General features: G+C 42.1%; 30 protein-coding genes. 19 read left to right on the top strand and 11 right to left on the bottom strand.

From position 1 onward, the window contains the following. Together CAPGI0001_RS12910 and CAPGI0001_RS04620 are read right to left on the bottom strand one after the other, a co-directional pair. Nucleotides 1-186 carry a hypothetical protein gene (locus tag CAPGI0001_RS12910; protein WP_002667189.1) on the bottom strand — a complete coding sequence of 62 codons (186 nt, stop codon included), beginning with the start codon at nucleotides 184-186 and terminating at the stop codon, nucleotides 1-3. Nucleotides 187-299: 113 nt separating this feature from the next. After that, complete coding sequence (locus CAPGI0001_RS04620; protein ID WP_040359668.1) at nucleotides 300-1,388, bottom strand: DUF4434 domain-containing protein; 1,089 nt, start codon at nucleotides 1,386-1,388, stop codon at nucleotides 300-302. Between the two features lie 392 nt (nucleotides 1,389-1,780). Here CAPGI0001_RS04620 and CAPGI0001_RS04615 point away from each other — a divergent pair, with 392 nt between their 5' ends. The 18 genes from CAPGI0001_RS04615 to CAPGI0001_RS04530 all read left to right on the top strand — a co-directional run bounded on the left by CAPGI0001_RS04615 (nucleotide 1,781) and on the right by CAPGI0001_RS04530 (nucleotide 14,462). Next, nucleotides 1,781-2,569: a hypothetical protein gene (locus CAPGI0001_RS04615; protein WP_002667153.1), complete on the top strand. Its 789-nt coding sequence runs from the start codon at nucleotides 1,781-1,783 to the stop codon at nucleotides 2,567-2,569. A gap of 56 nt (nucleotides 2,570-2,625) precedes the next feature. Beyond that, complete coding sequence (prfH, locus tag CAPGI0001_RS04610) at nucleotides 2,626-3,321, top strand: peptide chain release factor H (RefSeq protein ID WP_002667128.1); 696 nt, start codon at nucleotides 2,626-2,628, stop codon at nucleotides 3,319-3,321. A 3-nt stretch (nucleotides 3,322-3,324) separates the two neighbouring features. Next, nucleotides 3,325-3,774, top strand: coding sequence for a hypothetical protein (locus tag CAPGI0001_RS04605; RefSeq protein ID WP_002667176.1), 450 nt, complete (start codon nucleotides 3,325-3,327; stop codon nucleotides 3,772-3,774). Between the two features lie 189 nt (nucleotides 3,775-3,963). Beyond that, a complete protein-coding gene (locus CAPGI0001_RS04600) occupies nucleotides 3,964-4,371 on the top strand; it encodes a hypothetical protein (RefSeq protein ID WP_002667172.1) in 408 nt (135 codons plus the stop codon). 32 nt (nucleotides 4,372-4,403) lie between these two features. Continuing rightward, entirely contained in the window at nucleotides 4,404-4,859 is a 456-nt protein-coding gene (locus CAPGI0001_RS04595; protein WP_002667169.1) for a hypothetical protein, read from the top strand. Between the two features lie 11 nt (nucleotides 4,860-4,870). Then, the gene (locus CAPGI0001_RS04590) at nucleotides 4,871-5,317 is read left to right on the top strand and encodes a hypothetical protein (protein WP_002667184.1); all 447 of its coding nucleotides are present in this window, start codon (nucleotides 4,871-4,873) and stop codon (nucleotides 5,315-5,317) included. 88 nt (nucleotides 5,318-5,405) lie between these two features. Next, entirely contained in the window at nucleotides 5,406-5,960 is a 555-nt protein-coding gene (locus CAPGI0001_RS04585) for a 3'-5' exonuclease (protein WP_002667199.1), read from the top strand. A 10-nt stretch (nucleotides 5,961-5,970) separates the two neighbouring features. Next, nucleotides 5,971-6,591, top strand: a complete 621-nt coding sequence (locus CAPGI0001_RS04580; protein WP_002667232.1) for a hypothetical protein — start codon at nucleotides 5,971-5,973, stop codon at nucleotides 6,589-6,591. Nucleotides 6,592-6,627: 36 nt separating this feature from the next. Next, nucleotides 6,628-7,464 carry a hypothetical protein gene (locus CAPGI0001_RS04575; protein WP_002667195.1) on the top strand — a complete coding sequence of 279 codons (837 nt, stop codon included), beginning with the start codon at nucleotides 6,628-6,630 and terminating at the stop codon, nucleotides 7,462-7,464. Nucleotides 7,465-7,489: 25 nt separating this feature from the next. Next, nucleotides 7,490-7,837, top strand: coding sequence for a hypothetical protein (locus tag CAPGI0001_RS04570; protein WP_002667193.1), 348 nt, complete (start codon nucleotides 7,490-7,492; stop codon nucleotides 7,835-7,837). After that, on the top strand, nucleotides 7,834-8,232 hold the full coding sequence (locus tag CAPGI0001_RS12905; RefSeq protein ID WP_002667231.1) for a DUF4304 domain-containing protein: 399 nt from the start codon (nucleotides 7,834-7,836) through the stop codon (nucleotides 8,230-8,232). Before CAPGI0001_RS04570 ends, CAPGI0001_RS12905 begins: the two co-directional genes overlap by 4 nt. A gap of 6 nt (nucleotides 8,233-8,238) precedes the next feature. Beyond that, nucleotides 8,239-9,630, top strand: a complete 1,392-nt coding sequence (locus CAPGI0001_RS04560; protein WP_002667151.1) for an RtcB family protein — start codon at nucleotides 8,239-8,241, stop codon at nucleotides 9,628-9,630. Nucleotides 9,631-9,752: 122 nt separating this feature from the next. Next, nucleotides 9,753-10,805, top strand: coding sequence for an ankyrin repeat domain-containing protein (locus tag CAPGI0001_RS04555; RefSeq protein ID WP_002667165.1), 1,053 nt, complete (start codon nucleotides 9,753-9,755; stop codon nucleotides 10,803-10,805). 54 nt (nucleotides 10,806-10,859) lie between these two features. Continuing rightward, nucleotides 10,860-11,438, top strand: coding sequence for an SMI1/KNR4 family protein (locus CAPGI0001_RS04550; protein WP_002667185.1), 579 nt, complete (start codon nucleotides 10,860-10,862; stop codon nucleotides 11,436-11,438). Between the two features lie 76 nt (nucleotides 11,439-11,514). Then, nucleotides 11,515-12,291, top strand: coding sequence for a hypothetical protein (locus tag CAPGI0001_RS04545; protein ID WP_002667130.1), 777 nt, complete (start codon nucleotides 11,515-11,517; stop codon nucleotides 12,289-12,291). A 32-nt stretch (nucleotides 12,292-12,323) separates the two neighbouring features. Next, nucleotides 12,324-12,932 (top strand): SMI1/KNR4 family protein, encoded by a 609-nt coding sequence (locus CAPGI0001_RS04540; RefSeq protein WP_002667203.1) that lies wholly within the window; start codon nucleotides 12,324-12,326, stop codon nucleotides 12,930-12,932. 35 nt (nucleotides 12,933-12,967) lie between these two features. Further along, a complete protein-coding gene (locus CAPGI0001_RS04535) occupies nucleotides 12,968-13,672 on the top strand; it encodes a DUF4272 domain-containing protein (protein WP_002667178.1) in 705 nt (234 codons plus the stop codon). A gap of 106 nt (nucleotides 13,673-13,778) precedes the next feature. Next, entirely contained in the window at nucleotides 13,779-14,462 is a 684-nt protein-coding gene (locus CAPGI0001_RS04530) for a hypothetical protein (protein WP_002667233.1), read from the top strand. Nucleotides 14,463-14,498: 36 nt separating this feature from the next. On the opposite strand, the gene CAPGI0001_RS04525 is transcribed toward CAPGI0001_RS04530, so the two are convergent. The 3 genes from CAPGI0001_RS04525 to panC form a co-directional block, all read right to left on the bottom strand. Continuing rightward, nucleotides 14,499-15,770, bottom strand: coding sequence for a polysaccharide deacetylase family protein (locus CAPGI0001_RS04525; RefSeq protein WP_002667159.1), 1,272 nt, complete (start codon nucleotides 15,768-15,770; stop codon nucleotides 14,499-14,501). Between the two features lie 106 nt (nucleotides 15,771-15,876). Beyond that, nucleotides 15,877-16,671 (bottom strand): TrmH family RNA methyltransferase, encoded by a 795-nt coding sequence (locus tag CAPGI0001_RS04520; RefSeq protein WP_002667190.1) that lies wholly within the window; start codon nucleotides 16,669-16,671, stop codon nucleotides 15,877-15,879. A gap of 2 nt (nucleotides 16,672-16,673) precedes the next feature. Further along, nucleotides 16,674-17,519, bottom strand: a complete 846-nt coding sequence (gene panC, locus CAPGI0001_RS04515) for a pantoate--beta-alanine ligase (RefSeq protein ID WP_002667156.1) — start codon at nucleotides 17,517-17,519, stop codon at nucleotides 16,674-16,676. A gap of 103 nt (nucleotides 17,520-17,622) precedes the next feature. Between panC and CAPGI0001_RS04510 the strand changes: the two genes are divergently transcribed. Beyond that, a complete protein-coding gene (locus tag CAPGI0001_RS04510) occupies nucleotides 17,623-18,429 on the top strand; it encodes a glycogen/starch synthase (protein WP_002667154.1) in 807 nt (268 codons plus the stop codon). A gap of 20 nt (nucleotides 18,430-18,449) precedes the next feature. Here CAPGI0001_RS04510 and sppA read toward each other — a convergent pair whose 3' ends face one another. The 6 genes from sppA to CAPGI0001_RS04480 form a co-directional block, all read right to left on the bottom strand. Next, nucleotides 18,450-20,240, bottom strand: a complete 1,791-nt coding sequence (gene sppA / locus CAPGI0001_RS04505; protein ID WP_002667132.1) for a signal peptide peptidase SppA — start codon at nucleotides 20,238-20,240, stop codon at nucleotides 18,450-18,452. A 20-nt stretch (nucleotides 20,241-20,260) separates the two neighbouring features. Then, entirely contained in the window at nucleotides 20,261-21,586 is a 1,326-nt protein-coding gene (locus CAPGI0001_RS04500; protein ID WP_002667155.1) for an anaerobic C4-dicarboxylate transporter family protein, read from the bottom strand. Nucleotides 21,587-21,713: 127 nt separating this feature from the next. Further along, nucleotides 21,714-22,283, bottom strand: coding sequence for a hypothetical protein (locus CAPGI0001_RS04495; protein ID WP_002667192.1), 570 nt, complete (start codon nucleotides 22,281-22,283; stop codon nucleotides 21,714-21,716). Then, nucleotides 22,280-23,107, bottom strand: a complete 828-nt coding sequence (locus tag CAPGI0001_RS04490; protein ID WP_002667171.1) for a hypothetical protein — start codon at nucleotides 23,105-23,107, stop codon at nucleotides 22,280-22,282. The genes CAPGI0001_RS04495 and CAPGI0001_RS04490 overlap by 4 nt, the downstream gene beginning before the upstream one ends. A gap of 12 nt (nucleotides 23,108-23,119) precedes the next feature. Next, complete coding sequence (locus CAPGI0001_RS04485) at nucleotides 23,120-23,590, bottom strand: hypothetical protein (protein WP_002667137.1); 471 nt, start codon at nucleotides 23,588-23,590, stop codon at nucleotides 23,120-23,122. A gap of 13 nt (nucleotides 23,591-23,603) precedes the next feature. Beyond that, nucleotides 23,604-24,509, bottom strand: coding sequence for a hypothetical protein (locus tag CAPGI0001_RS04480; protein WP_002667133.1), 906 nt, complete (start codon nucleotides 24,507-24,509; stop codon nucleotides 23,604-23,606). Nucleotides 24,510-24,513 lie beyond the last annotated feature (4 nt).

Genomic DNA, 24,513 nt, shown 5'->3' with positions numbered 1-24,513 from the left:
TCATCGTAGTTCTCTTATTGCAGCCTCTACGGCTTGGTCATAGAGGATATTTTTGTGATGATGTGTTTCTTTGTAAGCCTTGAACTGGTTGTAGAGCTGTTCTTTTTCACTGCGAGCGGCCTTACGGAGATTCATTTTCTTATAGGAGGCCATCAGGCGGTAGTAGTCTATCACAAAAGGGCGCAAGACCTTATCCTTATACTACTCCTTATCGGCCAAGGAGAGTTTCTCCCTGAGGGTCTGTGCCTGTAAGAGCTGAGGAAGTAATAGTAGGAATAGGTATAAAATTCTTATAGTCATTATTTTATTTTTTGATTCAGCCATTTCTTGTAGGCTTCTCTAAGGGCTTGAGCTTGCGCCTTGTGAGGGCTGAGGGTACTCATATCGTCATAATACTGGAAGGAGACTGCCTTACTTACCTTGGGCAGTGCTGTTTCTATAGTGAGCTGTTGCTTTACCCTATCGAAGGATGCTGGCGTAAAAGGGTATTCCCCTGTAGGAGAATAGAAGGTCTCCAGATCAGTCCAAAAAACTCCTTTGTAGTTCTTGTTTTCCTCAAAAAGTCCCTTTTGGGCACTTTGGTAATAAGTGCCTAATTGGTCAAGTGTTACGTGCTTGGCTCCTACGCCATCCTGTAACATGATGATTTGCAGATGGCTCTTAGCCAATTCTGCCATAAAGTGTTGGAGCTGAGCGGGAGAGGTAAGAGCGCTATTCCAAAAGGCGGCGATAGAAATAGGTTTGCGATCCCACTGATGGATGCTATCGGCAATAGGATTTACCAATACCTCTCTAAAAAGGGCTATTTTTTCGTCGGAACCATAAGCATAGGGTTCAGGTTCATGAGGTATATACCATCCTTTGAAAGCAGGATGATTACCAAACTGGGTATGCAGTTCTTTGGCTAAGGCAATACAGCGTTGGGCATTAAGCTCCAGCCAAGCCCTATCGGTCTGGTGCTGCCAATAAGAATCGTCAAAGTGGAGTCCTATATGTACCTCTACTCCTTTCTTTTGTGCTGCCTCAAGGACTCGTGCCAAGGTAAGGCGGCTCTTCTGAGTGGTGAAAGTATTGGCTGAATCGAACCAAGTAATATCGTTATACGCATTTTTGAAGGCAGTATATTGTACGATGAGGGTATGGATTCTTAGCTCCTTGAGTTCCGAGAGGTACTGCTCCCATTGGGAAGGGGTCCAGTCATCTTTTCCAAAGAGCTGGAGGAAAGTTCCTGTAAGAAAAGTCTCCTTGGAGGAGGACTGTTCTTTTGAGGGAGAGGGGTGTCCCTCTTCCTTTTTAGGCATAGGGAGCTGATTGTCGTAAGTGGCCTTATTACAAGCCGTTAGCAGCAAAAAGCTGCTAAGAATAAAGGGTAAAAAATACTTTTTCATAGAGTGCAAAAATAAGGATTAATTTTAATATTGAACGATTAATGTTTATCTGGAAACTGTTAATTATTTGTTATTAATCATTAATCGTTGAACATTAATCGTTACCTTTGCTCCCGATTTCGAGAACAAATTGTTTAACCTTAATAAAAATAACAGAAGAAATGAAATATATCAAGTTACATATTACCATAGAATTACCTTTGCACAAGGTAACGCTTCGTGGCGTATTAGCTTGATGTAGCATTACTCTATCATACAACAAAAGCCCGGAGCGACAGCTTCGGGCTTTTTGTTGCTACTTTCTACAAAAATCCCAAGCAAATATCGATTTAATTGTTAATTGTTAATGGTTAGCCTGATTACTGACCACTGACAGCTAAAAACTGATTAGCATGGGAAATCTATATATCACCCCCGAAGGCGTTTCTCGCCTCCGCAATTTGCGTTCTCGCAAGCGCATTGCTCGAGAAGACCACGAGAAGTATTTGCGCGCGTGCATCAAACGCCAAAAAGCACTCTTTAAACAACGTCGTGAACTGCCACTTGTGCCACTTGAAAAACCTTACCAAAAGGGCTATGTGCGTTTCTTTGTACTGAGGGAAGATGTGCGACAAGGCAAGCAAGCCGATTTCTTTGAAACTCTTTTAGAGAAAATCAACACCTATCAATACGCCGATACACGTAAGTTCCAGAAGAAGAAAAAGCGCCGTGGCAAGCGTGTTTACATAGCTCGCAAACAGGAATTGTACACTTTTAGTCAGTGGGAATGGGAAAGAGCCCTTGAAAGGGGGAAGTTCACCCAAAAAGAACGTGCCTATTTTGCAAAAATAGAGTGTTTCAATCGGCAAAAAGACCGTTTTGAAATCCATTACGAGTTTACCGAGGCGTGGCGTTTTGAACTGCGCGTAAAGCCTAATATGATTACGCATTACCGTCCGGTAGATGTAGCCATAGAACGCGAACTCGCCGAGCTTGATAAAATCATAAATGATTACAACAACTGGAACATCATTACCAAAAAAATATATGGGCATAGCTATCGCTATTCTTGGATGTACTATGAAAAACGCTATAATCCAAAAGAAAAGTACAAGCGCACCCCGCTGAAAGAAATCACAGCCCTTAAGTATCACACCTCAGCAATGGAAATCGCAGATATCCTTTTGGAGGTCAATCTTTAACCTTATCCGACCAGTCCGCCCTGTCCGACTCGTCCGGTTTACAAAAAAACAAAAAAATGGAAGAAAAAATCATACAAATCACCGCAGGTCGCGGTCCCTTAGAATGCCAATGGGTAGTGGCGAAAGTGCTCAAGACTTTCCTGCAAGAAGCTACTCAAGCAGGCATCAGCTATACCATTCTCAGCCGAGAGGAAGGCGATGCCAATCTCACTGTAAAATCGGTTACCCTGCAACTCAAAGGCAAGGAGTTAGCGTCGTTTTTGAAAACTTGGCTCGGCACCGTGTGCTGGGTAGGCAAGAGTACTTTTCGCAAGTTTCACCAGCGCAGCAATTGGTATATAGGCGTTTTTGAGCTCGACCAACTGCAACGCCAGCTTTTCTCAGAGCGCGATGTACAGTTCCAAACCACTCGCTCGCAAGGCAATGGCGGACAGAATGTGAACAAGGTAAATTCGGCAGTGCGCGCCACCCACCTGCCTACGGGTATCAGCGTATTGGCACAAGATTCACGTTCACAACTGGACAATAAAAAACTCGCCCTTGCCCGCCTTAAAGAAAAACTCGCCGAAATGGAGCTTCAGCAACTTGCTGAGCAAGCACAGAACCATTGGAACAATCACACCCAAGTGCAACGCGGTAACCCTGTGCGCACTTTCAAAGGCACCGATTTCAAAAGCACTTATGTAGAAAAAAGCTATAAGAAAGAACGTGCAGAAGCGAAGAGGGAAATTAAATTAGTTGTTAGTCGTTAGCTTATGGTAAAATACATACAAGAACTCTTATATAGTATTCCTCAGGAGGTTACTTATACTACCATTCCTGAAGAACTTGATCTTGAAGATGTGCCACAAGAGCGCATTGATGGTGTGTGTAAATTACTAACCCATGAAGAGGAATATATACAGCTATCAGCAGCTATCTTGCTCTGCTCTTGGGGTATAGATGAAGGTTTTCAGGCATTGGTACAACGCTACGAAACAGGTGCTGTAGAAGGTTGTTATACCCATCGCTTGTATGGCTATGATGAAACGGCGGAACATATCTTGTGGGCTCTTATATTTTATCAAGGAAACAAAGCAGATATTTCTGAGCAAGCAGGAGAGAAAGCCCGCCAACAGATACAGCCTTATGTAAAGGAACTTTTGCAAAAAGTCGCTCACCCTGAAGATTGGGAAAAAACAAGAGTAAAAGAAATTCTTGCATAAAGGGATAAATCGTTTATGGTACTACGACCTTTGGCAAAGTTTATTACTCTGATAATCAATCACTTTTAGAGTATGTTGTGTAGGAAAGCCAGCGATAGCTGGGTATGTGCTGCAAACGCCCATAAAACAACGTTTTATAAATGCTCTCCAAAAAAGAACTTTTTAGACACTCTCAAAAAAATAAACTTTATGACAGGAAGAATGTACCAAGATACCCATTTCAACCTTACGTTGCTCAATGGTTTGCCCATAGAGCAACTCAAAGTGTGTGTAAATCCTGATGATGGAAATGTTTTAATCGTCTATCTGAAAGCAGAAGGACAACCTATTTTTCATTTCTTTTTAGATGTGGGTATTGCTTTTTGTGAGTGTTGGAATGAGTATGAAGTAGATGAGGACGATGATGACTATCGCTTTGATGACCTTACTGAGGCTTGGCAACTCAAAGGCAAACACATTAGCGCTATTTTTGCCGAAAAAGTAGCCGGAAATAGTGAGATTACCTTTCTTTTGGAAGAAGGTGAAAAGCTCAGACTCTACTATTGCCCCACAGAAGATAAGAGCTATTTCATTAAGGACAATGAGGCAATGGGATAATTTGGCGAAGATGAGTAAAAACTAAAAGCAATATGATCAGAACAATTATTTTTGAAAAAGAAGAAGGTATATCCTCTACCATTAGCGATATATTGATTCCGAGTTTGGGTGCAACACTGCCTATATGGATATATAATGAAACAGGAGAAGCAGGTTTCTTTTCGCCTAAGCAAGAAGTTGCCTTTGAACAGTTCTTTTATCACAATTCCTATCGGGAACAACTGAAAGAGCAATTGCGGGACTTTTACGAAGAGTTGGTTAACGAAGGAGAGCTGGAGCGAAAGAATACACACCATTTCGAGCTTGATTTTGAGTTTGTAGCTATTCCCAGTCAGTGTAAGACCTCTAAAAATGTTATTTATGTAGGAGCTTTTACCAATTGGGATAGAGAGGATAGTGAATTTCCTTTGGAGGTAGAAATTTGTTTTGAAGATGGAGAAGTGATGTGGATAGATGAACTCCACGGTAATTATATTTTTCCACATTAAAAAATAAAGTTATGGAAGAACAGATACAAGAACTTTTAAATAGTATTCCTCAAGGAGTTACTTACACTAGCTTTCCTGAAGAACTCGAACCAGAGGATATTTCTCAAGAGCGCATAGACGGTCTTAAGAAACTGCTTACCCACGAAGATGTCTTTATTGAGCTTTGTGCTGCTAAATTGCTTTGTGCGTGGGGCATAGATGAAGGTTTTAAGGCTTTGATACAACTGTATGAAGCAGGAAAAGCCGAAGGTTATTTTACGCATCGCTTGCACGGTTATGATGAAACTGCTGAACAACTCTTCTGGCCACTGTTGTATTATCAATCTACTAAGGAAGGGATTTCAAAAGAAGCAGGCGAGAAAGCCCGTTTGCAGATTCGCCCTTATGTAAAGCAATTGTTACAAAAGGTACATAACCCAGAGCAATGGAAAAAATATGTAAAGGATATTATCAATTAATACATTCATTCTATCACAAAAAGAAATATTCACGGTATTCGTATTTTTGAAAGTGATATAGTATGAGTTTCATTAAAAAATTAAAACAATGACAAACAAAATCATTATTATAGACTTAGAAGCGACTTGTTGGGAGGGAATACCCCCCAAAGGAGAAGTGAGCGAAATTATAGAAATTGGCATTTGCCTGCTCGATACCCTTACAGGTGAGGTCAGTGATAACAGAGGTATTTTGGTAAAACCTACACATTCCAAAATCAGTCCTTTTTGTACCCAACTTACCACCCTTACCCCCGAACTGGTAGCGCGGGAAGGCGTAAGTTTTGAAGAAGCCTTGCAAATCCTTAAAAAGGAATACCAAGCCTATCAGTACACTTGGGCGAGTTATGGGAATTACGATAGGAATATGCTCCAAAAGCAATGCGCTCTTAGGAAACTGCCTTACCCAATGCGCAATGAGCATATCAATGTAAAGGAACGCTTCCAAGAGGTAACCCAGCACCCCAAGCGATTGGGAATGCATCAGGCACTGAACTATCTCAAGATACCCCTTGTAGGAACCCATCACCGAGGCAAAGATGATGCTTATAACATTGCCAAGATTATGTATAAGTTAATAACTAACCCTCTGGAACAAAATTAAAAGCAATATAATGAAAGAACTTACTTGTCCTAATTGTAACAGAACCTTCCTGCCGGAAACACTTTCTGATTATGACTTTAATTTTTTGAAGGAAGCTATCGGGAAGCAAATGCAGTTTATGTTTTTACATTGCCCTCATTGTACAGCTATGTTTGATTTTAATCCTATGCAATGGATATCGCCTTCTGCACTATCTCAAAGTAAGGAAAATCATACAAGTAGCCCTAAAAGTGTAAGGTCATTGCCAGGGAATAAGGAAGTTAAATCCTTATCCCCAAAATACAGAAACTATCTAAAAGCACAGAAAGAGATCGTTTGTTTTCCTATCTTTTCAGAGCAAACGCCTTTTGTGTTGTATTCATTGGAAGAACTTTGCAAAGAGATAACGATAGACAAGCATCAATGTACTATCATTACTCAGCTAAAAGCTTATGCTACTACGCTGCAAGAGGTAGGCTATGAAGAAGGTTCTTTCTCTTTAGAAAGATTGTCGCAAAGCCTTTCCATAGGATATGAGAATGAACGCCTTTTGTTTGTTGATAGTCAGGACAATAGTTCACTTTATATATTTGAGGTAGAAGATGGTGATATACTGAAAACGGATTATACCTTAACCGATTTAATTCGTTAATTTTGGTTGTCAGGGCTTACAATAAACAACTGTTTTATGAAAAATAAAGATATTTACGGCGTTCATATTTTTGAAAGCGATCTCGCTAATGAGTTGGATAGCATAGTAGAAGATGCTTATCACTACGGCGCTACAGAAGCTGAAATACGCTCCCTTATAGACACTTTTCGCAAGGAAGCTGTGCGCACTACCTTGGAGAAGGAAATATTTTTGACCCTTCGCCTTGCTATTTTGTGGCAGTATGGGTGGTTGCGCCCCGAGGAGGTAGCTCCCCTGCAACAGTTGGTACAAAAAGGAGTTTCTAAAAAGTGGCTACAGCAGTTTGGTACTGATACCCCCCAGATGAGCTATGCAAAGCGACAACAGCAAGTAGTACGATTGCTCTCTCGCCTTGCCACTGCCAATACAGCAGTGCCTGCACGCGAACATTGGCAAAAGGTAACCGATTTCCTTTTTGCGCCTTATGAAGTGCTGAGCGTACCCTTGTTGGGAGGTCAGTATGGTGCGGTATGGCTATTGAGGACTGATAACTATGAGGGCGACGGACATTATACTTTCGTGGAACTATTATATAAAAGTACTGAAAAGCCAACGATGAAATCGCTAATGGAGGCGCGCCTTCAGCTGATGGGAGATGGTGAGAAGGAAGTGCTCAGTGATGTGCGTAGGGTGAGTCATAAAGCCTTGTTGCTCTTTGCTGAACGCTTGGAGAGGATAGGTACTGCAATTCCTAAGAAATCCCTGCCAGCGCCTTCGCCCTATATAATAGCCTACGATTCTTTTGAGAAATTCGTACAGCGATGGAACAGCGATACAGGTATCCCCGATAAAAGGAAAAGGAAGAAGTTCAAGTCAGTCGTTGCCCATTGGTAAATTAGTAAATTGACAAATTAATCCTATGAAAAAGTTTGAATTTAAATACCAATTTGAGTTCTTTTGTTCCCCTATTTGGATAGAGGAAAATGTGAAGAATCCTACCCCTCGCAATGTGGAGATTGCAGATTTGGATATCAATCCGTATCTAAAAGAAGAATTAGAGGAACTCAACCACTTGTATCAAGAGATTTTCAATGACAATTACCCTCCTGAATCCGATTTCAAAGATGTTATAAGTGAGTATATTTTCGTAAACCGCGTACTCACCTCGGCAAAACTTTTAGAGAAAGAAGTAGGCGAGCAATACACTTTTGTCTTTGATTACCCAAAATGGAGAGAAAGAAAAGAACAATTAACAAATCTACTATGAAAGAGAAAACAGCTACACAAATTGAGTTCGACGAGATGGTAAAAGAACTCTATCAAATACTAAAACCCTTAGGATTTAAGAAAAAAGCACTACATTTTTACCGTGTAGTGGAACAAAGCCTGCAAATGATTTCTATTCAAAAAGGCGCTTATGGCAGCGCTGATGAAATCTATTTCACGGCAAATATCAAAAAAGCCCCTTATAAGGAGCCTATCTCTTTCTATCCTGATGATAATACCCAGCGTATAGGTAATATCAAAGGCAATGGCGATATTTGGTATGAGTTTTCTGGTTCTATCATCGATATTTTTAAACGAAAACAAAAAATTAAAGAGAATAGAGAAGCCTTTTTAACTGATATTCAGCAAATCGTGCTTCCATATCTATCTAATTAGCAAATTATGGCAAATTTAAAACTCAAAGGGAAAGACCTCCTCAAGTTAGGCTTCCCGAATAATCAATCTATTAATGTAGCGTTAGAAGTGATGAAACGCAATTACGCTACTAAAAACTTGGCGTACGTAAAGTCTGTGCTTGAAGATATATTAAAAAATCCTGCGCAGTATGAAGGACACCTTACTTTTGGTCAGATAGCCGAAGCGCTGCTTTCGTCTACTAAAACCGAAAAACGACAGCTCAACGCTACCCGTGCCCCTTATCACATCTTTGGCGACGACATCACCGAAGAGGCAAAAACGCAACTCTATACGGCTCTCAAACTCCCTATTTCGGTAGGCGGTGCGCTAATGCCCGATGCGCATAGTGGCTATGGTTTGCCTATAGGGGGCGTACTAGCGGTGGAGAATGCGGTCATTCCTTACGGGGTAGGCTTGGACATCGGTTGCCGTATGTGCCTCAGTATCTTGGATATCCCTGTATCCTACCTCTCGGGCGCGCGTGATAAGTATGAGAAAGCCCTTGTGGAACATACGAAGTTCGGTATGTACGAAACTCATAAATCGCACGTAGACCACGAGATTTTCGACCGTGATACTTTTTCGCTAATCCCTATCCTCAAGCGATTGAAGGATAAGGCAATCAAGCAGATGGGTACTTCGGGCAGTGGCAATCACTTTGTGGAGTTTGGCGAGGTAGAACTCTTAGCAGACGACCCTCAAATAGGTTTACCCAAAGGAAAATATCTCGGTATACTTTCGCATAGCGGTTCGCGTGGTTTTGGTGCTGAAATTGCCCAGTATTATGTGCGTGTGGCAGCCGAACAATGTCCGCTACCCAAAGAAGCCCAACAGTTTGCGTGGCTGGATCTCTCTACCCACTTAGGTTTAGAGTATTGGACAGCTATGAACCTCGCAGGCGATTACGCATCTGCCTGCCACGACGATATCCACCGCCGATTGATAAAGGCTGTAGGCGGACGATTGAGAGCGCGCATCGAGAACCACCACAATTTTGCCTGGAAAGAAATTCACGATGGCAAGGAGGTGATAGTACATCGCAAAGGAGCAACTCCAGCAGGGGAGGGGGTACTGGGTATTATCCCTGCCTCAATGACCGATGCCGGTTATATCGTGCGCGGCAAAGGCAATACCGAGAGTTTCGATTCAGCTTCACACGGGGCAGGGCGGGCTTTCTCGCGCAATGAGAGCAAGAACCGCTTTACCAACTCCGATATCAAAAAAGCCCTCAAAGCCAAAGATATTACCCTCATCGGAGGCAATGCCGAAGAAGCCCCTATGGCGTATAAAAATATAGAAACCGTAATGGCTTCCCAAACTGATTTGGTAGATATCATCGGCACTTTCCAGCCAAGAATTGTTCGTATGGACAGGTAGTTAATGAGCCAATGAGTCAATTAGTAATTAGCTCATTAACTCATTGGCAAATTAGTAAATTATTTTTATCTTTGTACCTGCAATCATTAACCATTGACAATTAACTATTAACAATTAAGAAAGTGGCCAAGAAAAAGAAAACCCTCCCCGCTAACTTCTACGAACTATTAGAAGCCAAAGATTTAGAAGCGCTTAAAGCGGTGTTCAACGAATGTGAGCTAAACGCTTATGACCGTCGTTCGTTCAACAAACCTACTCTATCATTTTACGATGTTCCCTTGGAGCTGATGAATTGGCTCATTGCTCAAGGAGCAGACATTAATGTAAAAGATGAGTACGACCGTACCCCTCTACATTATCATGCTCAAGTAAATGATGTAGAAAGAGTAACCCTTTTGTTAGAAAAAGGAGCTGATATTGAGGCAATAGCCGAATATGATGAGACACCCTTACACGCTGCGGGTTATTACCCTGAAGTAACTGCTTTGCTTATAGCTAAAGGAGCTAATGTGAAAGCAAAGGATGATATGAAACATAATCCTATGGAGGCAATGTTGTACTCTGTTCAGAGTATTGATATTCCTAAAGCAGCTAAAACGGCTGAACTTTACCTCAAAGCAGGAGTCAAGCCTACCAAGTTTGCTAAAGAACAAGTAACTCGCATAGGAGAAGATTTTGAGTTTCACCGCAACAATTTCAATCCAGAGTATTTGGAGGAAACTGATGCTGGATTACAGCAATTATACAAGCTATTTGGCGTACCTCCCGTACCTCGCCGTATCCAGCACGATGGCAAATCTCCTATCGTACTTACAGGCAATACTTGGGAAGCGCGTTATGAGCAGGCATGGACACTTTTGGTGCCCAGTAGTGGTAGCGCAACTACGGTGCAGGGTGAGGTAGTGCGTATAGCAGGTAGGGTAAATGACGAACTCCTGCGCAATGCTATGGGCAACTGGGATAAGGAATACCGCAAGATGCTCACCGCCATTAGCGGTTACCTGCAACAAGGCAACTCCCTCTCGGAGAGTGAACTTGCCGAAGTAGCCGATATTCAAAAGCATATCTTGGAAGACGACGGCACTGGCACCCAACGCCTATGCGAATTGGCAACCGCTTGGGTCGTACAGAATCCTCAGCCTATTGCTTTAGGGAAAGTAAATTATAAGTATTAGCGGATAGGAAATAATGGGGAAAGCTGTAAAAATAAATGACAAATATGATGTACAATGAATAACAATACAAAATATCTTTGGCAGAAGATACAACAATCATTACTTGCTATTGCGCCTTCAATAGGTAGAAGTTTTCAAAAACCTGCTCAGGAGGCTCAAATTAAAGCGTTAGAAGATACTATAGCGCAACCCCTCCCTGAGAGTTTCAAAGAGTATTTGCGCACTTTCAACGGGCAAGAACAAAGCGATAGTCCCCACTATTTTATGGGGTATAATTTATTGCTTCCTATAGATGAAATTATTGAAACCTACCAAATGCAGGTGGAGGACTTTGAAGGGGAATCTATTGCGGATGACATCAATCCTAATAAAATTCAACCTGTATTATGGGATAAAGGTTGGGTTCCATTTACAGATTTTGAAGCGACAACGCGTATTTGCATAGATCTCAACCCTGCTACCAATGGGGTGAAAGGGCAAGTGATTATGCTATACCCTGGGATTGATTACCAAAGTGATGAGGTGGTATTAGCCAATTCTTTTGAAGAGTTCACTCAGAAAATATGGAATATATTAGATTCAAAGGATTATTCTTTTGAAGAGGGTATTATAGAACAAGATTTTTTAATTTAAAAGTGCAAGGAGATTATACTTATTATCTGCTTTCGGCAATAAAAGCCCCTCATAGGTGTAAATAAGGTTTATAATAATGAGTTTAATAAGAAAAAAAGATCCTAAAAATCAATTTATTTTCGCGAAAAAGCTACTGAAAATAGCACGTATAATACTAATTGTATCGGTAATTTTCAATATATCATATGCTTTATTGAAGAAGCCTTTTCTTGTCTTTGGTGGCAACTTTACAGGTGATGTAATTGGTTTATTCTCTCCGTTGGTCTTTTTTGTATTGTTATATGTATTTGCTTATTTATGGGCTCTTGATCGGCATATTGCCTACAATCAATATACAAAGGCGGAATTGCCTTCTCTTATTAAAGTCAAAGCAGTGAATGATAGAATTATTCAGGTTTTCCTGCTCATCTTCTTCTGGACTTTTTTGGTGTGGTTGTTTTGGAGTACAATTCAATATTTTATAGGACAACAGAATGGAGGAGATAGACCTTTTATGACATATATAGGAATAACTCTTTTAGTAGGCATTATAGTGGCATCTGTTTATGATTTTATAAGGAATTATCGGGGTACTTTCTACGCTTTAGAAATACGAAATGAATCGCTTTATATTTTTTACAAAGAAGCACTTACCGATACTATTCCCTTAAATAGTATTCATCACATTCACTTTTTTGCCAAAAAGCAAGGAAAGTCTACGAGAATACATCCTCGTATGCAGGTCTATACCTCGAAGATAGAGCGGATATTGCACATAAAACTGAGTATTGACAACTACCATTTATTAAAAACTTTTTTCTATCGCAAGCAGATAAAAGTAATAGATGAATATAGTTCTAGATCTAAAAAATAAATAGAGAGTATAAATGAAATAAATTTAATATTATGACCTTAGCAGAACAATACCTAGAAGGCTTGAAAGCCGCCTATATTGATAACGGTGGAAAAGAAGCGTGGCAAAAGCTTATGGATACAGCTCACGGCGCTACTGAAGCTGATTTACAATCCCTTTGCAATTGTTATCCACAAGTGCCTGAGAGTTTGCTGGATTTACTTTGCCATATTGATGGGACTTATTGGCGTGAGTATGAAAAAGGCACTATTTGTGATCTTATCTTAGGAGCTGATGAAGCTATGGGAGATTACCCTTATTATCTGCTTTCGGCTCAGGAGATAGTAGAAACTCAAAATGAAGCCTTTGATTTTTATGCCGATTATATCAATCGTAAGTACGAGGAAGTTCCTATTGATGAGCGCATTACCAGTGATGCTTCTCAACTTAATTGGCTGCATTTTTCCGATTGTATGAACAATGGCGGTACCTCTCAGCTTTTTATAGACTTTTCGCCTTCTGCTACGGGAAAAGTAGGGCAGGTAGTTCGTTTTGTACATGACCCTGATGCTATGGATGTAATTGCGAACAGCTTTGATGATTACCTCAAAATGCTTATGGATAGGGAGTATTGCTTTATAAATGAAACGGATTTTGAGTAAGAACAATGAAGGATATTGTTGAAATATAATATGTTATGAATAATAATGTTATTACTGCACAAGAGCGCAAAAATAGGAGTATTGCGATACTTGTCTCGCAAGGAGTACCTTATATAGAACATTTGCCCTTTCGTTATGAAACAGAGGAAGTAACCCCTCGTGATAAAAAGGAAGTCATTGAGCGGGCAGTATGCTCATTTGCTTCTATAATGTGTGCTTTATCTATCAGTGAAGGTGAATATTCTGAAGAAGATAGAGTATATGCAGAAGATTTTCTTTCGGAAAAATACAATGCCCTCGAGTTGCTAACTCCTATGGAACAGCAGGTGATTGCAGGTACTATAAGTGAGGCAGGAGCTATGAATGCCTCTTGGAAATACGAGTCATTATGGGTATTACTATGGGCTCTGGGCATCGTAGAAGAACTATCATTCCCTAATGAGATTTGCGATTGCGATTTGATAATGGATACAATGGATGAGTTTGAAGGGCTTGATGACTTTATGGCACATACCACCCTGCGCCCCATAGAAGAAATCTTACAAGCCTTAGACTTGCACTATCGCTACCACTGGACAACAGTAAATGCTCGTATATACGGTTCGGACTTAGCAGGTTTAGACGAAGATATCGTAATGGAACGCCGTGCAGGCTTGGAATGGTTGTGTTGCAAAGGAGAAGAGAACGACAACCTTACTGATACTTACAACGCTTGGGATTATCCCGAACTAGGTACTTAATAAGTTAGAGAATAGGAAATAGAGAATAGGAATTAGCCTTTAGTCCTCTGACTTGTCAGCTTCGTTCAACCCCTACCCCCTATCCGCTGAAACCTAACCCCTAAAAATGAAAATCATCTCTAAATTCAAAGATTACTACGACTATAAAGTCGCTGAGTACGGCATAGACGAAAACCTCGTCTATGACCGCCGTTTGCCACCAGAGGTAGGGATGAGCCTCCCTCAGAGAAGTTGGCTCACCTTTGACGACCCCACCGATGATGAGGCACTGCACTCGGCACTCTATGTGGGCACTGCGCTTGTACACCTTTTTGCTACATGCTCTAAGATATACACCCATTGGGATTTTGCCGACCCCGATGATTGGCATTACAACCTATTTGATTTGTGGTATGGTGAACGCTATGCACTGATGAATGACGGGAAAGAAATTAGGATAACTTCCTACTTATCGTCTACTTGTGATATCCTGCTGGAACAAATGGAAGCCCCACGTGAGCAGAATATCTTTAAACTGGAAGACCGCCCCCCTTGGCTGGTGTTGAAAAGTCCGTTATTGCTCATTTACAACAAAGACCATAGAGAAAATAATAGAGCTACCCATTATATAAATTTGCAGGAACTCGGCATCTATATCGACCCCGATTTTGTATGGCAGCACATCGTGCAATACCTTTCCGACCTTAAAACTCAAGCCGAGCAATCGCCCGAACTGCCCAACGAGCTAAAAATAGACAGCAAAGGCTTTGACAAAAGACGCTCTTTCCGCCCTAAGATGAAGGGGCAGTGAGCAGGGGTGTGAGTTCTTGCTGACTTTACCCATTACCTAATTAACCACTTTTTTATACAAAGAGAAACGGTTAGGGGCTTTGCTGAGGTATTCTGGGGAAAAGATGGAGATAAAATCCCCCTTGAGGTCTGCTACTTGTTGCTTTATCGTTTCTATCAAGTAGAGGGTTTCTTTAGTGCATTGTTTTTCAATATGTTGCCAATGCAGTGCGAAGGAATGTACCACAATAGGAATCTGTACTTCCAGGCGGATATCGTAGAAGATATAGGGCGTGCAAGTCCCTGCTCGAAAGCCTATATGAGAGAGATACCCCATGGTATAATCCTCCTTGAACTCTGTCGCGGCCAAGTGTTGGTAGAGCTCTGGCAAGGGCAATAGGTTGTTATTGGCACGAAAGCGCCTTACAGGGCGGTTGATGATATTGCTCATACGTTCACGCTCTTTAAGCAATATCTCCTCCCGAGAAGTGGCATCATAGGATCCTAAGACAGAAACAATGGCATAATCAGCAATATGTTTTATTAAGTACTTGTATCTCACATTGTTATACGAAAGCCCCTGATCGTAATAATTATAATCTCCTAATAGAAAAAAGAAAGTTGGGTGTAGTTTTCTCTCTTGGAAGAAGTCAATCAGTGCTTCATAGAAATCAAAGGGATCTTTACTCCTGCCCATCACCACGCGAAGGAGTTCTCCCAGTTGTGTCCATTGTAGGGTAAAAAAGTAAGTCAGCCCCCTCAATAGCGTACGTAGGATACCCTTGTGTTTGTATTTGAATGCCTTAGCCACTTCGATAACGGAAACTGTCGAGGCCTCACGGGGAGCAAAGGTTAGGTTAGGATACTTCTCCACCAAGGCATTGCGGAACTTCTCCACCCATATATCCACGATAGGAAGCTCTAAGAAATGATACTCATATCCTACACTATCTGTGGCAGCAAAAGGAGTGGACGGATGTGCTTCATGGTGTAGGTATTCCTCATAGCGAGTCAGTAGAAAAAAAGCCGCAGAGAGGATGTCAAAAGGAAGATTTCCTTTTTTAGTAGCAAAAAAATAGGGAATGCCCTCCCAGTGATCCACCAAGAGTTCTATAGGCTGCACTCCCTTTTGGAAAAGGAGCCCAAAGTTTTTGATAAAGAACTCATTCCCAATAGGTGATTTGGCATAAGAGAGCTTACTTTCGTCAGATTTGACAAAAGTCTCCAGATCGGTAGTGATCTCTATGGAGAGTCCCAGCATATTGACAAAGATATGTTCGCAGATATACATCAGGCGAGGACTCTTTTTTTCTGTATAAATCAGTAACATAGTTATACCTTTGGGCAAAGGTACGCAAAAAAATGTATAATGGTTTCTTTTAGGAGTGATAAAGTTTTGGTAAAATTAGGGGGAGTTCTCTGCTCAGAGAGCAACTTCATTCTTCACTATGTCTCTGCCGTACAGCTTCGAATATCAGTACAGCGGCGCTTACCGATACATTCATGGAATCTATTTTGCCTCGCATAGGGATAATGATATTTTGAGAAGAAGCCTCAAGCCACAGGGGAGAGAGACCTACATCCTCAGTACCTACTGCGATAGCAGTGCGTCCTTTGTAGGAAACACTGTCATAGGGAACAGAGGCTGAGAGGGCAGCACAATAGAGGGTAAAATCCTCTTGTGCTAAGAAATGTAGCAACTCTTCGGTACTTGCTGTGGCTATAGGGACTGTAAAGAGGGTACCTACACTGGAGCGAATCACATTGGGGTTGTACATATCTGTCTTGGGGTTGGCGATACATACCGCATCGACCCCAGCGGCATCAGCGGTGCGAAGTAGCGCCCCTATATTGCCAGGTTTTTCAGGCGCCTCAGCGATGAGTAAGAGTGGATTTTCTTTGTTAAAAGATAGAGCTGAGAGGGAAAGATCTTTCCCCTGGGCAAGCGCCAGAATTCCCTCGGTAGAAGAGCGATAGGAGAGCTTTTCATAGACAGGGAGTGATATCTCGGTCAGGGGATAGCCTGCAAAGGAGCGTTCTACCTCCGCTGCCGGAAGGATAGCAGGGCAAAAGAATAATTGCTTGATATGGTAACCGGCAGCGATGGCCAAGGAGAGCTCTCGCTTTCCCTCAAAGAGAAACTCCTGATGCTCCCTTCTGAGCTTGGATTTCTCAGAGAGGGAGTATAGGTATTTGATCAGGGAGTTTTGAGTACTGGTAATCTGTTGCATAGTTAGAAGGCTAAGTTGTCAATCAGGCGTACACCCTCGATATAGGCGACGATAAAAGCGCGATAAGCTACACCAGCTTCCTTCTCAGTGGCGGGCTGTAGGGTACGCTCATCGGCAATGATAAAATACTCCAGTTCGAACGCCGCTTTCTCAGCGAACTGTTCTTTGACAAAAGCCGTAACCTCCTCGACGGAGTGGGAAGCAAAACGCTCCTTAGCCTCAGTAAGTACTTGGTAGATAAAAGCCGCCTGTGCCTTTCCCTGAGGGGAGAGGCGCTCATTGCGAGAGCTCATCGCCAGCCCAGAGGCCTCACGTACGATAGGGCAGGGGACAAGGGTAAGATTAAGCTTGCGCTGGGCGACCATACTTCTGATGATCAGAATCTGTTGATAGTCCTTTTCGCCAAAATAGGCACGGGTAGGGCGCACCAAGCGAAAGAGTTTTTCTACGATGGTAGCCACTCCATCGAAGTGACCTGGGCGGGAGCTTCCTTCCATGACCTTGTCCAATCCATGAAAGTCATAGCTCTCTGAAGTAGGAGTGCCCTCATACATCTGAGAGACCTCAGGGGCAAAAAGGATGATTTTATCGGATAGTGTTGCTATAGTGGCAGCATCTCGCTCCAGGTTGCGTGGATACTTCTCTAAGTCCTCTGCATTGTTGAACTGGGTAGGGTTTACAAAGACACTCACCACTACCACCTCATTCTCTTCTAAGGCTTTTTTCATCAGGGAGAGATGCCCCTGGTGCAGAGCCCCCATGGTAGGAACTAAACCTATGGTCTTTTTTTCTTGGTGAAAAGGAGCTAAAAAGCGCTCTAATTCTAACGTTTTGTTAAAAATTTCCATTTATTTAATAATTATAGATGTAAAAACAACAAAATAAAAAATAATTCAACTTTTTTTTGTAACTTTGCCCTTGAATAGTTTTATTATCTAAAATAAGAATACTATGAAAAGTAAAAAGATACTTTATGTCTCCTCCGAGGTACTGCCCTATCAGGCAGAAACGGAAGTATCCAAACTTGCTTTTGATTTGGCAAGAGCTCTCAATACTACAGGAGGGCAATTGCGTATATTCACACCCCGCTATGGGGATATTAATGAGAGAAGACATCAACTACATGAGGTGATTCGTCTCTCAGGGATGAACTTGGTTATCAATGATATAGATATGCCCTTGATTGTCAAGGTTGCTTCTATTCAGAAAGAGCGCATGCAGGTGTATTTCATAGATAACGATGAGTACTTCAAGCTCGAAGAGTCCTTCGATAAGGATGGTGAGTTATACGCGGACAACGATGAGCGCTGTATCTTTTTTGCTAAGGGCATAGTAGAGACGGTCAAGAAGCTCAACTGGTCGCCTGATCTGATCCATATACAGGGTTGGCTTGGGGCACTACTGCCACTATACTTACAGACCTACTGTAAGGAAGAACCCATCTTCCAACATACCAAAGTTATCACTTGCTTTTTGCGTGAACCTTTTATAGGCTCTCTCGATGAAGGAATTCTTGAAAAAATTGCCTTTGACGAGATTACTCCTGATCAAGCGCCAGAGCTCAAAGAACCCAATAGTATGAATCTTATCAAGCTGGCCAGTCGCTATTCCGATGGGGTTACTACCCTCAGAGGGACTTTGCCTGACGAGGCTATCTCCTATATTACCTCCCTTGGGAAACCCTTCCTCTGTGAGGAAAATATAGAGACCACTTGCAAGAGTTATCCTCAGTTCTATAAGGAAGTCATGGGCAAGTAGTCTCTATACTTCATGGCTTTTTATCGGATTCTTACCTGATAGGGCATCTTGGCTTGCAGGAATGCTCCTGAGGTAGGAAGTGCTTGCTTGGTATGTTGGAGCTGTTCGTATAGCTCTTTTCCTATTTCTTCCTGTAGTAGCATTTTAAGCTCTGCTTGCGAAGAGGCACGGAATCTCTGTTTCATATAATCCATAAAATTCACTTCTATAATAGGGTAAGCCACAGGTAGGTACTTTCCTTCGCTGAGTTTCTGCTCCTTAGCAGCGTAAGCGATGGTCTCTCTTAGTGAACCTATCTCATCTACTAAGCCCTTTTCTAAGGCTTCTTGTCCTGTCCATACACGTCCTTGAGCAAGAGCATCTACCTCTTCCCACGACATATGACGACCATCCGCTACACGTTGGACGAATTTTTTATAGAAAGCCTCAATTCCTTCAGTGATTACTTGGCGTGTTTTTTCTGGAGTTTTCTCAAAAAGGCTATAGGAAAGTGCATAAGGGTGGGTGCTTACCTGCTGGCTGTGTATTCCCCAACGCTGGGTGAGTTCGCTCAAGTTCGGCACCACTCCAAAGACTCCTATGGATCCGGTGAGTGTCTGCCGATCAGCAAAGATACGTGTAGCATTGCAACTAATATAGTACCCTCCAGAAGCGGCTACATTGCCCATAGAGGCGTATACAGGTTTTTTCTTTTGGGTAAGACCTATTTCCCTATGGATGAGTTCGGATGCCAAACCACTTCCGCCAGGGGAGTTTACTCTTAGGACAATAGCCTTGACCCGCTTGTCCTCGCGTGCATCACGCAGGGCTTTGATAATGGTCTCGTGCCCTACCCTTCCAGCAGTAGACTGCCCATCAATGATCTCTCCATCACAGAAGATCACGGCGATTTTGTCGTTCTTGATCTCTTTATATAAATTTTTCTTGCGGTCAAGGGTTACCTTTTCTGTATATTTCTCAATAGGCACCCATTGTAAGTCATTGACTTCTTTGCATTTGGATGCTTTTCGAACACTCTCTTCGAATTGGTCACGGAAGGCAATTCTGTCCACTAAGTGGTGCTGGAGCGCCAGTTCAGGAGTGCGCCCCCACAGACTATCGGCCACTTGATCAAGTTCGCTCAGGGAAAGACCACGACTGGAGCTAACTGCCTCGGCATAGCTATTCCAAAGCGAACGGAGATAGCTGGTGATCTGCTCTCTATTGGCATCACTCATGGTATTCTCCAAGAAGGGTTCTACTGCACTCTTGTACTTGCCATGACGGAAGACCTCCATGTGTACTCCTGATTTTTCTTGTAAATCCTTGTAATAGAGAACTTCAGCACTGAGCCCTTGTACCTCTACACTGCCTAGGGTACCCACAAAAACTGAGTCGGCAACACTTTGCAAATAGTAGTCATACTGGGATGCTCCTTCGCTGAAGGCATATACGAATTTTCCAGACTTTTTGAAATCCTCCACTGCATGGCGAATATCTGCTAAGTGTGTTTTCCCTTCCACCCCTTCAGTGGATCCCAATACAATTCCCTTGATATGGGGATCTTCCTGAGCATGCTTGATAGCTCTGAGTATTGCCTGTAGGGTATTCTCCTGAGCGATCTCATAGTCGAAGTCCTTCACTCGCATAGGTGCACCATACTCATATACAGGCTCGGTGAAGTTGAGCTCCAAAATAGCATTGTCCTCCACGACAAAAGCCTCTTCCTTGGGAGCAAAAGTGGAAGCAATTCCTATAAGTGCAAATAAGGCAATACTTAAGGTGATGAAAAAGCCCACGATGACTGCCAAGACGGTTTTTAGAAAATTCATATTTTGTTTTTGTTAGTAAATTACATAAAAGCAATAATGATATACCCCACTATGATAGCAACAATGGTAGCTACAAAGCCTGGTATCTGAAAAGAGTGGTTCAGTACATACTTGCCAATGCGGGTGGTACCAGTACGGTCAAAGTTGATTGCTGCTACCACCGTAGGATAGTTAGGGATGAAGAAGTACCCATTGACAGCAGGGAACATCGCGATAAGTGCCATAGGAGAGATCCCTAATAACAATCCTAATGGATAGAGTGTACGTACAGTAGCCGCTTGACTAAATAGGAAAATAGACATCACAAAAAGGGCAATAGCAAAGAGGAACGGATAGGCCGTTACAATCTCGGCGATATGACTTTTGAAAAATTCCATGTTGCCATTGAAATACGTGTCTCCCATCCAAGCAATCCCAAAGATAGCAATAACCGCCTGCATACCTGCGATAAAGACCGATCCTTTGACTGCTTTGCCTATATCTGCCTTAGAGAAAATGAGCATAAGTCCAGCGGTAGACATCATCACTATCTCTATGATTTGGGTCATCTCCATTGTGACTTTCTTATGATCAATCTCAAAAACAGGACGAAGGGCATCTATGGAACCAAAAAGAACGATAGAGAGCACCCCAAGGAGGAAGATGATTACAGAGAGCTTAGCACGTTTTTGCTGTTCAGGAGTAAGAACTTCTTTTTCATCCTTATCTGTTTTGATAAGTCCCTCTTGTACACGGCGGAGGTATTCAGGGTCTTTCTCTAAAGGTACCCCGATGAAATTGACTGCAATAGCCCCCACAATCACTCCAATAAGGGTGGCAGGGATACATACCATAAGGATATTACCTAAGGTGATCCCTTTGCCTCCTAAGAGTTCGGCAGAGAGGAGAGCGGCGGTAGCCGCTGAGATAGGACTCGCAGTAATCGCCTGTTGGGATGCGATCACTGAGATAGAGAGCGGACGCTCAGGACGTACCTTGCTATCGGTGGCTATCTCCGAGATAATTGGAAGCAGGGAGTAAGCGATGTGCCCTGTACCAGAGAATAGGGTAAAGAAATAGCAAACTACAGGGGCAAGGAAGGTGATCATAGCAGGATTGCGGCGCAGAATCTTCTCGGCCACCTTGACCAAGTAATCCAATCCACCTGCTGCTTGTAGGGTAGCGGCAGCGGTAATCACCGCTACGATGATTAGCATCACATCGATAGGTGCCTTCCCTGGTGGCAAACCAAAGCCAAAGACCAAAATTCCCAAGCCAAGCATCCCGAAGATCCCCAGACCAATACCTCCGACCCTTGCACCAACGAAAATAGCCGCAAGGACAACGAGCAATTCCATGTAAATCATAGCAATTTTATTTGATTAAATAGGTTGTTATTTTCGAGCCACAAAGATACGAATTTAATGATTAATGAGCAATGATTAATTATTAATTTGCAGCAAGGGAAAAGGATTATTCTTAGTTACAGATCCACTATCCTCTAATGATCTTTCCATCATAATCGATGAGATAATTTTCGTAATTGAAATCGACTAGTTCAATTCCCATTGGAGTGAAGGTAAAAGCGGGAGTGCGCTCTGTGGGCGAGACAAAAATATCCTTTCCACTGAACTGCCAGAGAATTTCGCCCTGCTTGTTGAGGCGTACTATCTCCACCTCGCCGTGGGTAATATAATCATCTTGATAGGGAGCAATTTCAAAGCAAGTAGCCATATCTACCTGTGTATGCCAAAGGAGCTCTAAGGAGGGTAAGAGAATACAGAATACCTCGTAGCCACAAGCCACCAAAAGTCTATCATTATCCAAAAGAATCCCTTTCTCATTGAGCACATTATAGGTATCAGCCACAAGCAATACTTTGCCCATAGGTTCTTCATTTTCATAGAGCCGAATGCCTATCAATTGGTCATAGTCACCTATTTCTCGGTCGTAAGGCTGGCGCTCTTGATAACGAGTAAGGGCTTTTTGATTATCATCAAGATTAGTTTCGTCTATAATCTCTATCTGATAAGGATTTTTATAAAGCCAAAGGGTGTTTTTCATAGTGCGTGTTCTAAAAAGTTTTCTTCTATTACTTTTTCAACGAGTTCCTCTACTTTCTTGAGTTTCCCTCCAAAGTATTTTTTGTCTTCTATGATTTTTTCATAAATATCATCTATACTATTGGCAGGTGAGAGCGTCCATAAACTATAAGGCTTCAATTGTACGGAGCCTATCTTCTGGAGAGAAGGCAGTATCGCTCCTAAATTTTTATGATTGAACCAGCAATCGGTTTTGAGGGCGAAATCTTGATTGTTTTTCCCACAGGCGAGTTCGCTTTGCAAAAAGTCGGTCATCATAGGGAACTGCTCGCTTATATAGCGCGTACAAGCAAGGTGATACTCTATCTTTCTTGGGCTAACTTCTACAGCTGAGACAAAACAGATGCCATAACGTTTATCAATGGTAACCACCAACACATCTCCTACTTCAAAATAAGGTGTTTTAGGTTTCTTTGGAGCAGGTTTCACAAGATGCCTGGGGTTATCCTCTTGCAATTGTAGTTTGAGCTTGTTGAGTGCTTTCTGTCGTTGTTTTTGGGCTTTACTGTCTATCTCATTCCAGAGCGGTGTTGCTCCTTGTTCGATGAGTTGCAAGGCTTTGGCGCGTACTTCATCGTGGGGATAACCTATTTTCCAAAGGGAATACGCAAAAGCCGTCCAGTAGATTTCAGTATACAATTCATCAATACAGAAATTAGCTTCCTCATTGAGCCAATCCTGTCTGATTTTTTCTATATCCTCACCGTCTTTATAACGCTCGGTGATGTTGTTATAAATGTCGTAGCCACTATCGCTATCTATGATTTTTACGCCGTCTATTGCCATAGTATTGTGTTTTTAAGGTCGTATGATTGTTTCTTCTACTTTGCCTTTAATGATATTTTCAAGGGCAGTATAGAGGTCGCCTCCGTAGAAGTGGTAATAGGTCTTTCTTGGCACCCAAGAGGTAAGGTCGAGTACAGCCCATACACTGCCTACACTATCGATGCAAAGGAGGATTTCATCGGCGTTGATAGCACCAAAGGGAATAAGCTTGGTAACTCCTGCGTCGGATTCGTAGTATAGCATCTCTTCGCGAGTGGGGAGATTTTGCGAATATATAAAAACCATATAGCCGTCGCGGCGCTTGATATCCTTGCCGTCGAATATAGTAAGGAAAGTGACGAGTTCGTGAGGCAAATCGTCATAGCCTGCCTCGCGATAGCGCGCTTTGATAGTTTCGGTACGAGCGCGTCGCTCTTCTTTAGAGAGACTATTGAGTAAGGTAATACCTTGCTGGGCTAAAAGGTTTTCTAATGATTTTTTCATTATTCCTGTTTTTTTACCACTCGCGATATTCATCGGTGATATCTACATTATCGGCTAATTCTAAACCTGTTTTGCGAATAAGTGTATTGAGCCACTCGCAAAGTTCCTCACGCTCCATTGTTTCTATAAGTCCGTATTTGTCATTAATTTTATTGAGTTTTTTCACCAATTTGCCCATAGAATTATAAACGGTAGTCGCATTTTTCTTTTGCATCGCTTCACAAAGTGTCTGCACATATTCCGTAAGGGCTGTTTCTACAGCGGTAATGCTTTCTTCTGAAAACATATCATCGCCCTCAGCCATACGCTGGCGCCACTCTGGGATAGGGATTTCGGAGAGAAAGGCTTGTATTTCAGGAATACGATTAGGGTCTATGTTTTTGTTTTGTGATTTGAGGAGGGCTTTTAGGCGGATGCGCTCTTTTTCATATAGTTCTAATTTGAATAACATTAGCCTGTCCAGTTGTTCCTGAGGATTCAGAGCCACTAACAAGCTAAATTCCTCAAATAAAACATCATAAGTAGAACCATAATCACTCACTTCTTTACGCGTAAGCTTCTTGCCTATTTTCTGTTCAATGGTTGTTTTATCATCGCCAATGTTCAATCCAAAAGGCAGGTTTATATCAGAAATTTTTCCATTGGGTGCATTCTCAGAATCAATGGTAATTTGATGCAAAATGAGTTGGTCTTTTTCCTTGTTATAATTGCCAATAGGCTCTCCATAAGCGGGAGCATATCTCACATATCCAGTAAAGAGGCAGCGAATGGTCTTTTCTTCATTATTAACTGGTACCCAAAACAAGTTTCCGTAAGCATCGTATTGAGGTTCAGGGTTTTGCGGTAAATGATATTTTGCAAAAAATTCTTTAATTTCAGGAGAATGAATAAGTCTGCCCAACAAATATTGTAATTCCATTTTT

It is taken from the genome of Capnocytophaga gingivalis ATCC 33624 (assembly GCF_000174755.1).
Classification (GTDB): Bacteria; Bacteroidota; Bacteroidia; order Flavobacteriales; family Flavobacteriaceae; genus Capnocytophaga; species Capnocytophaga gingivalis.
The sequence above is the reverse complement of the archived record's forward strand: the minus strand, read 5'-3'. Positions and strand labels throughout refer to the sequence as shown.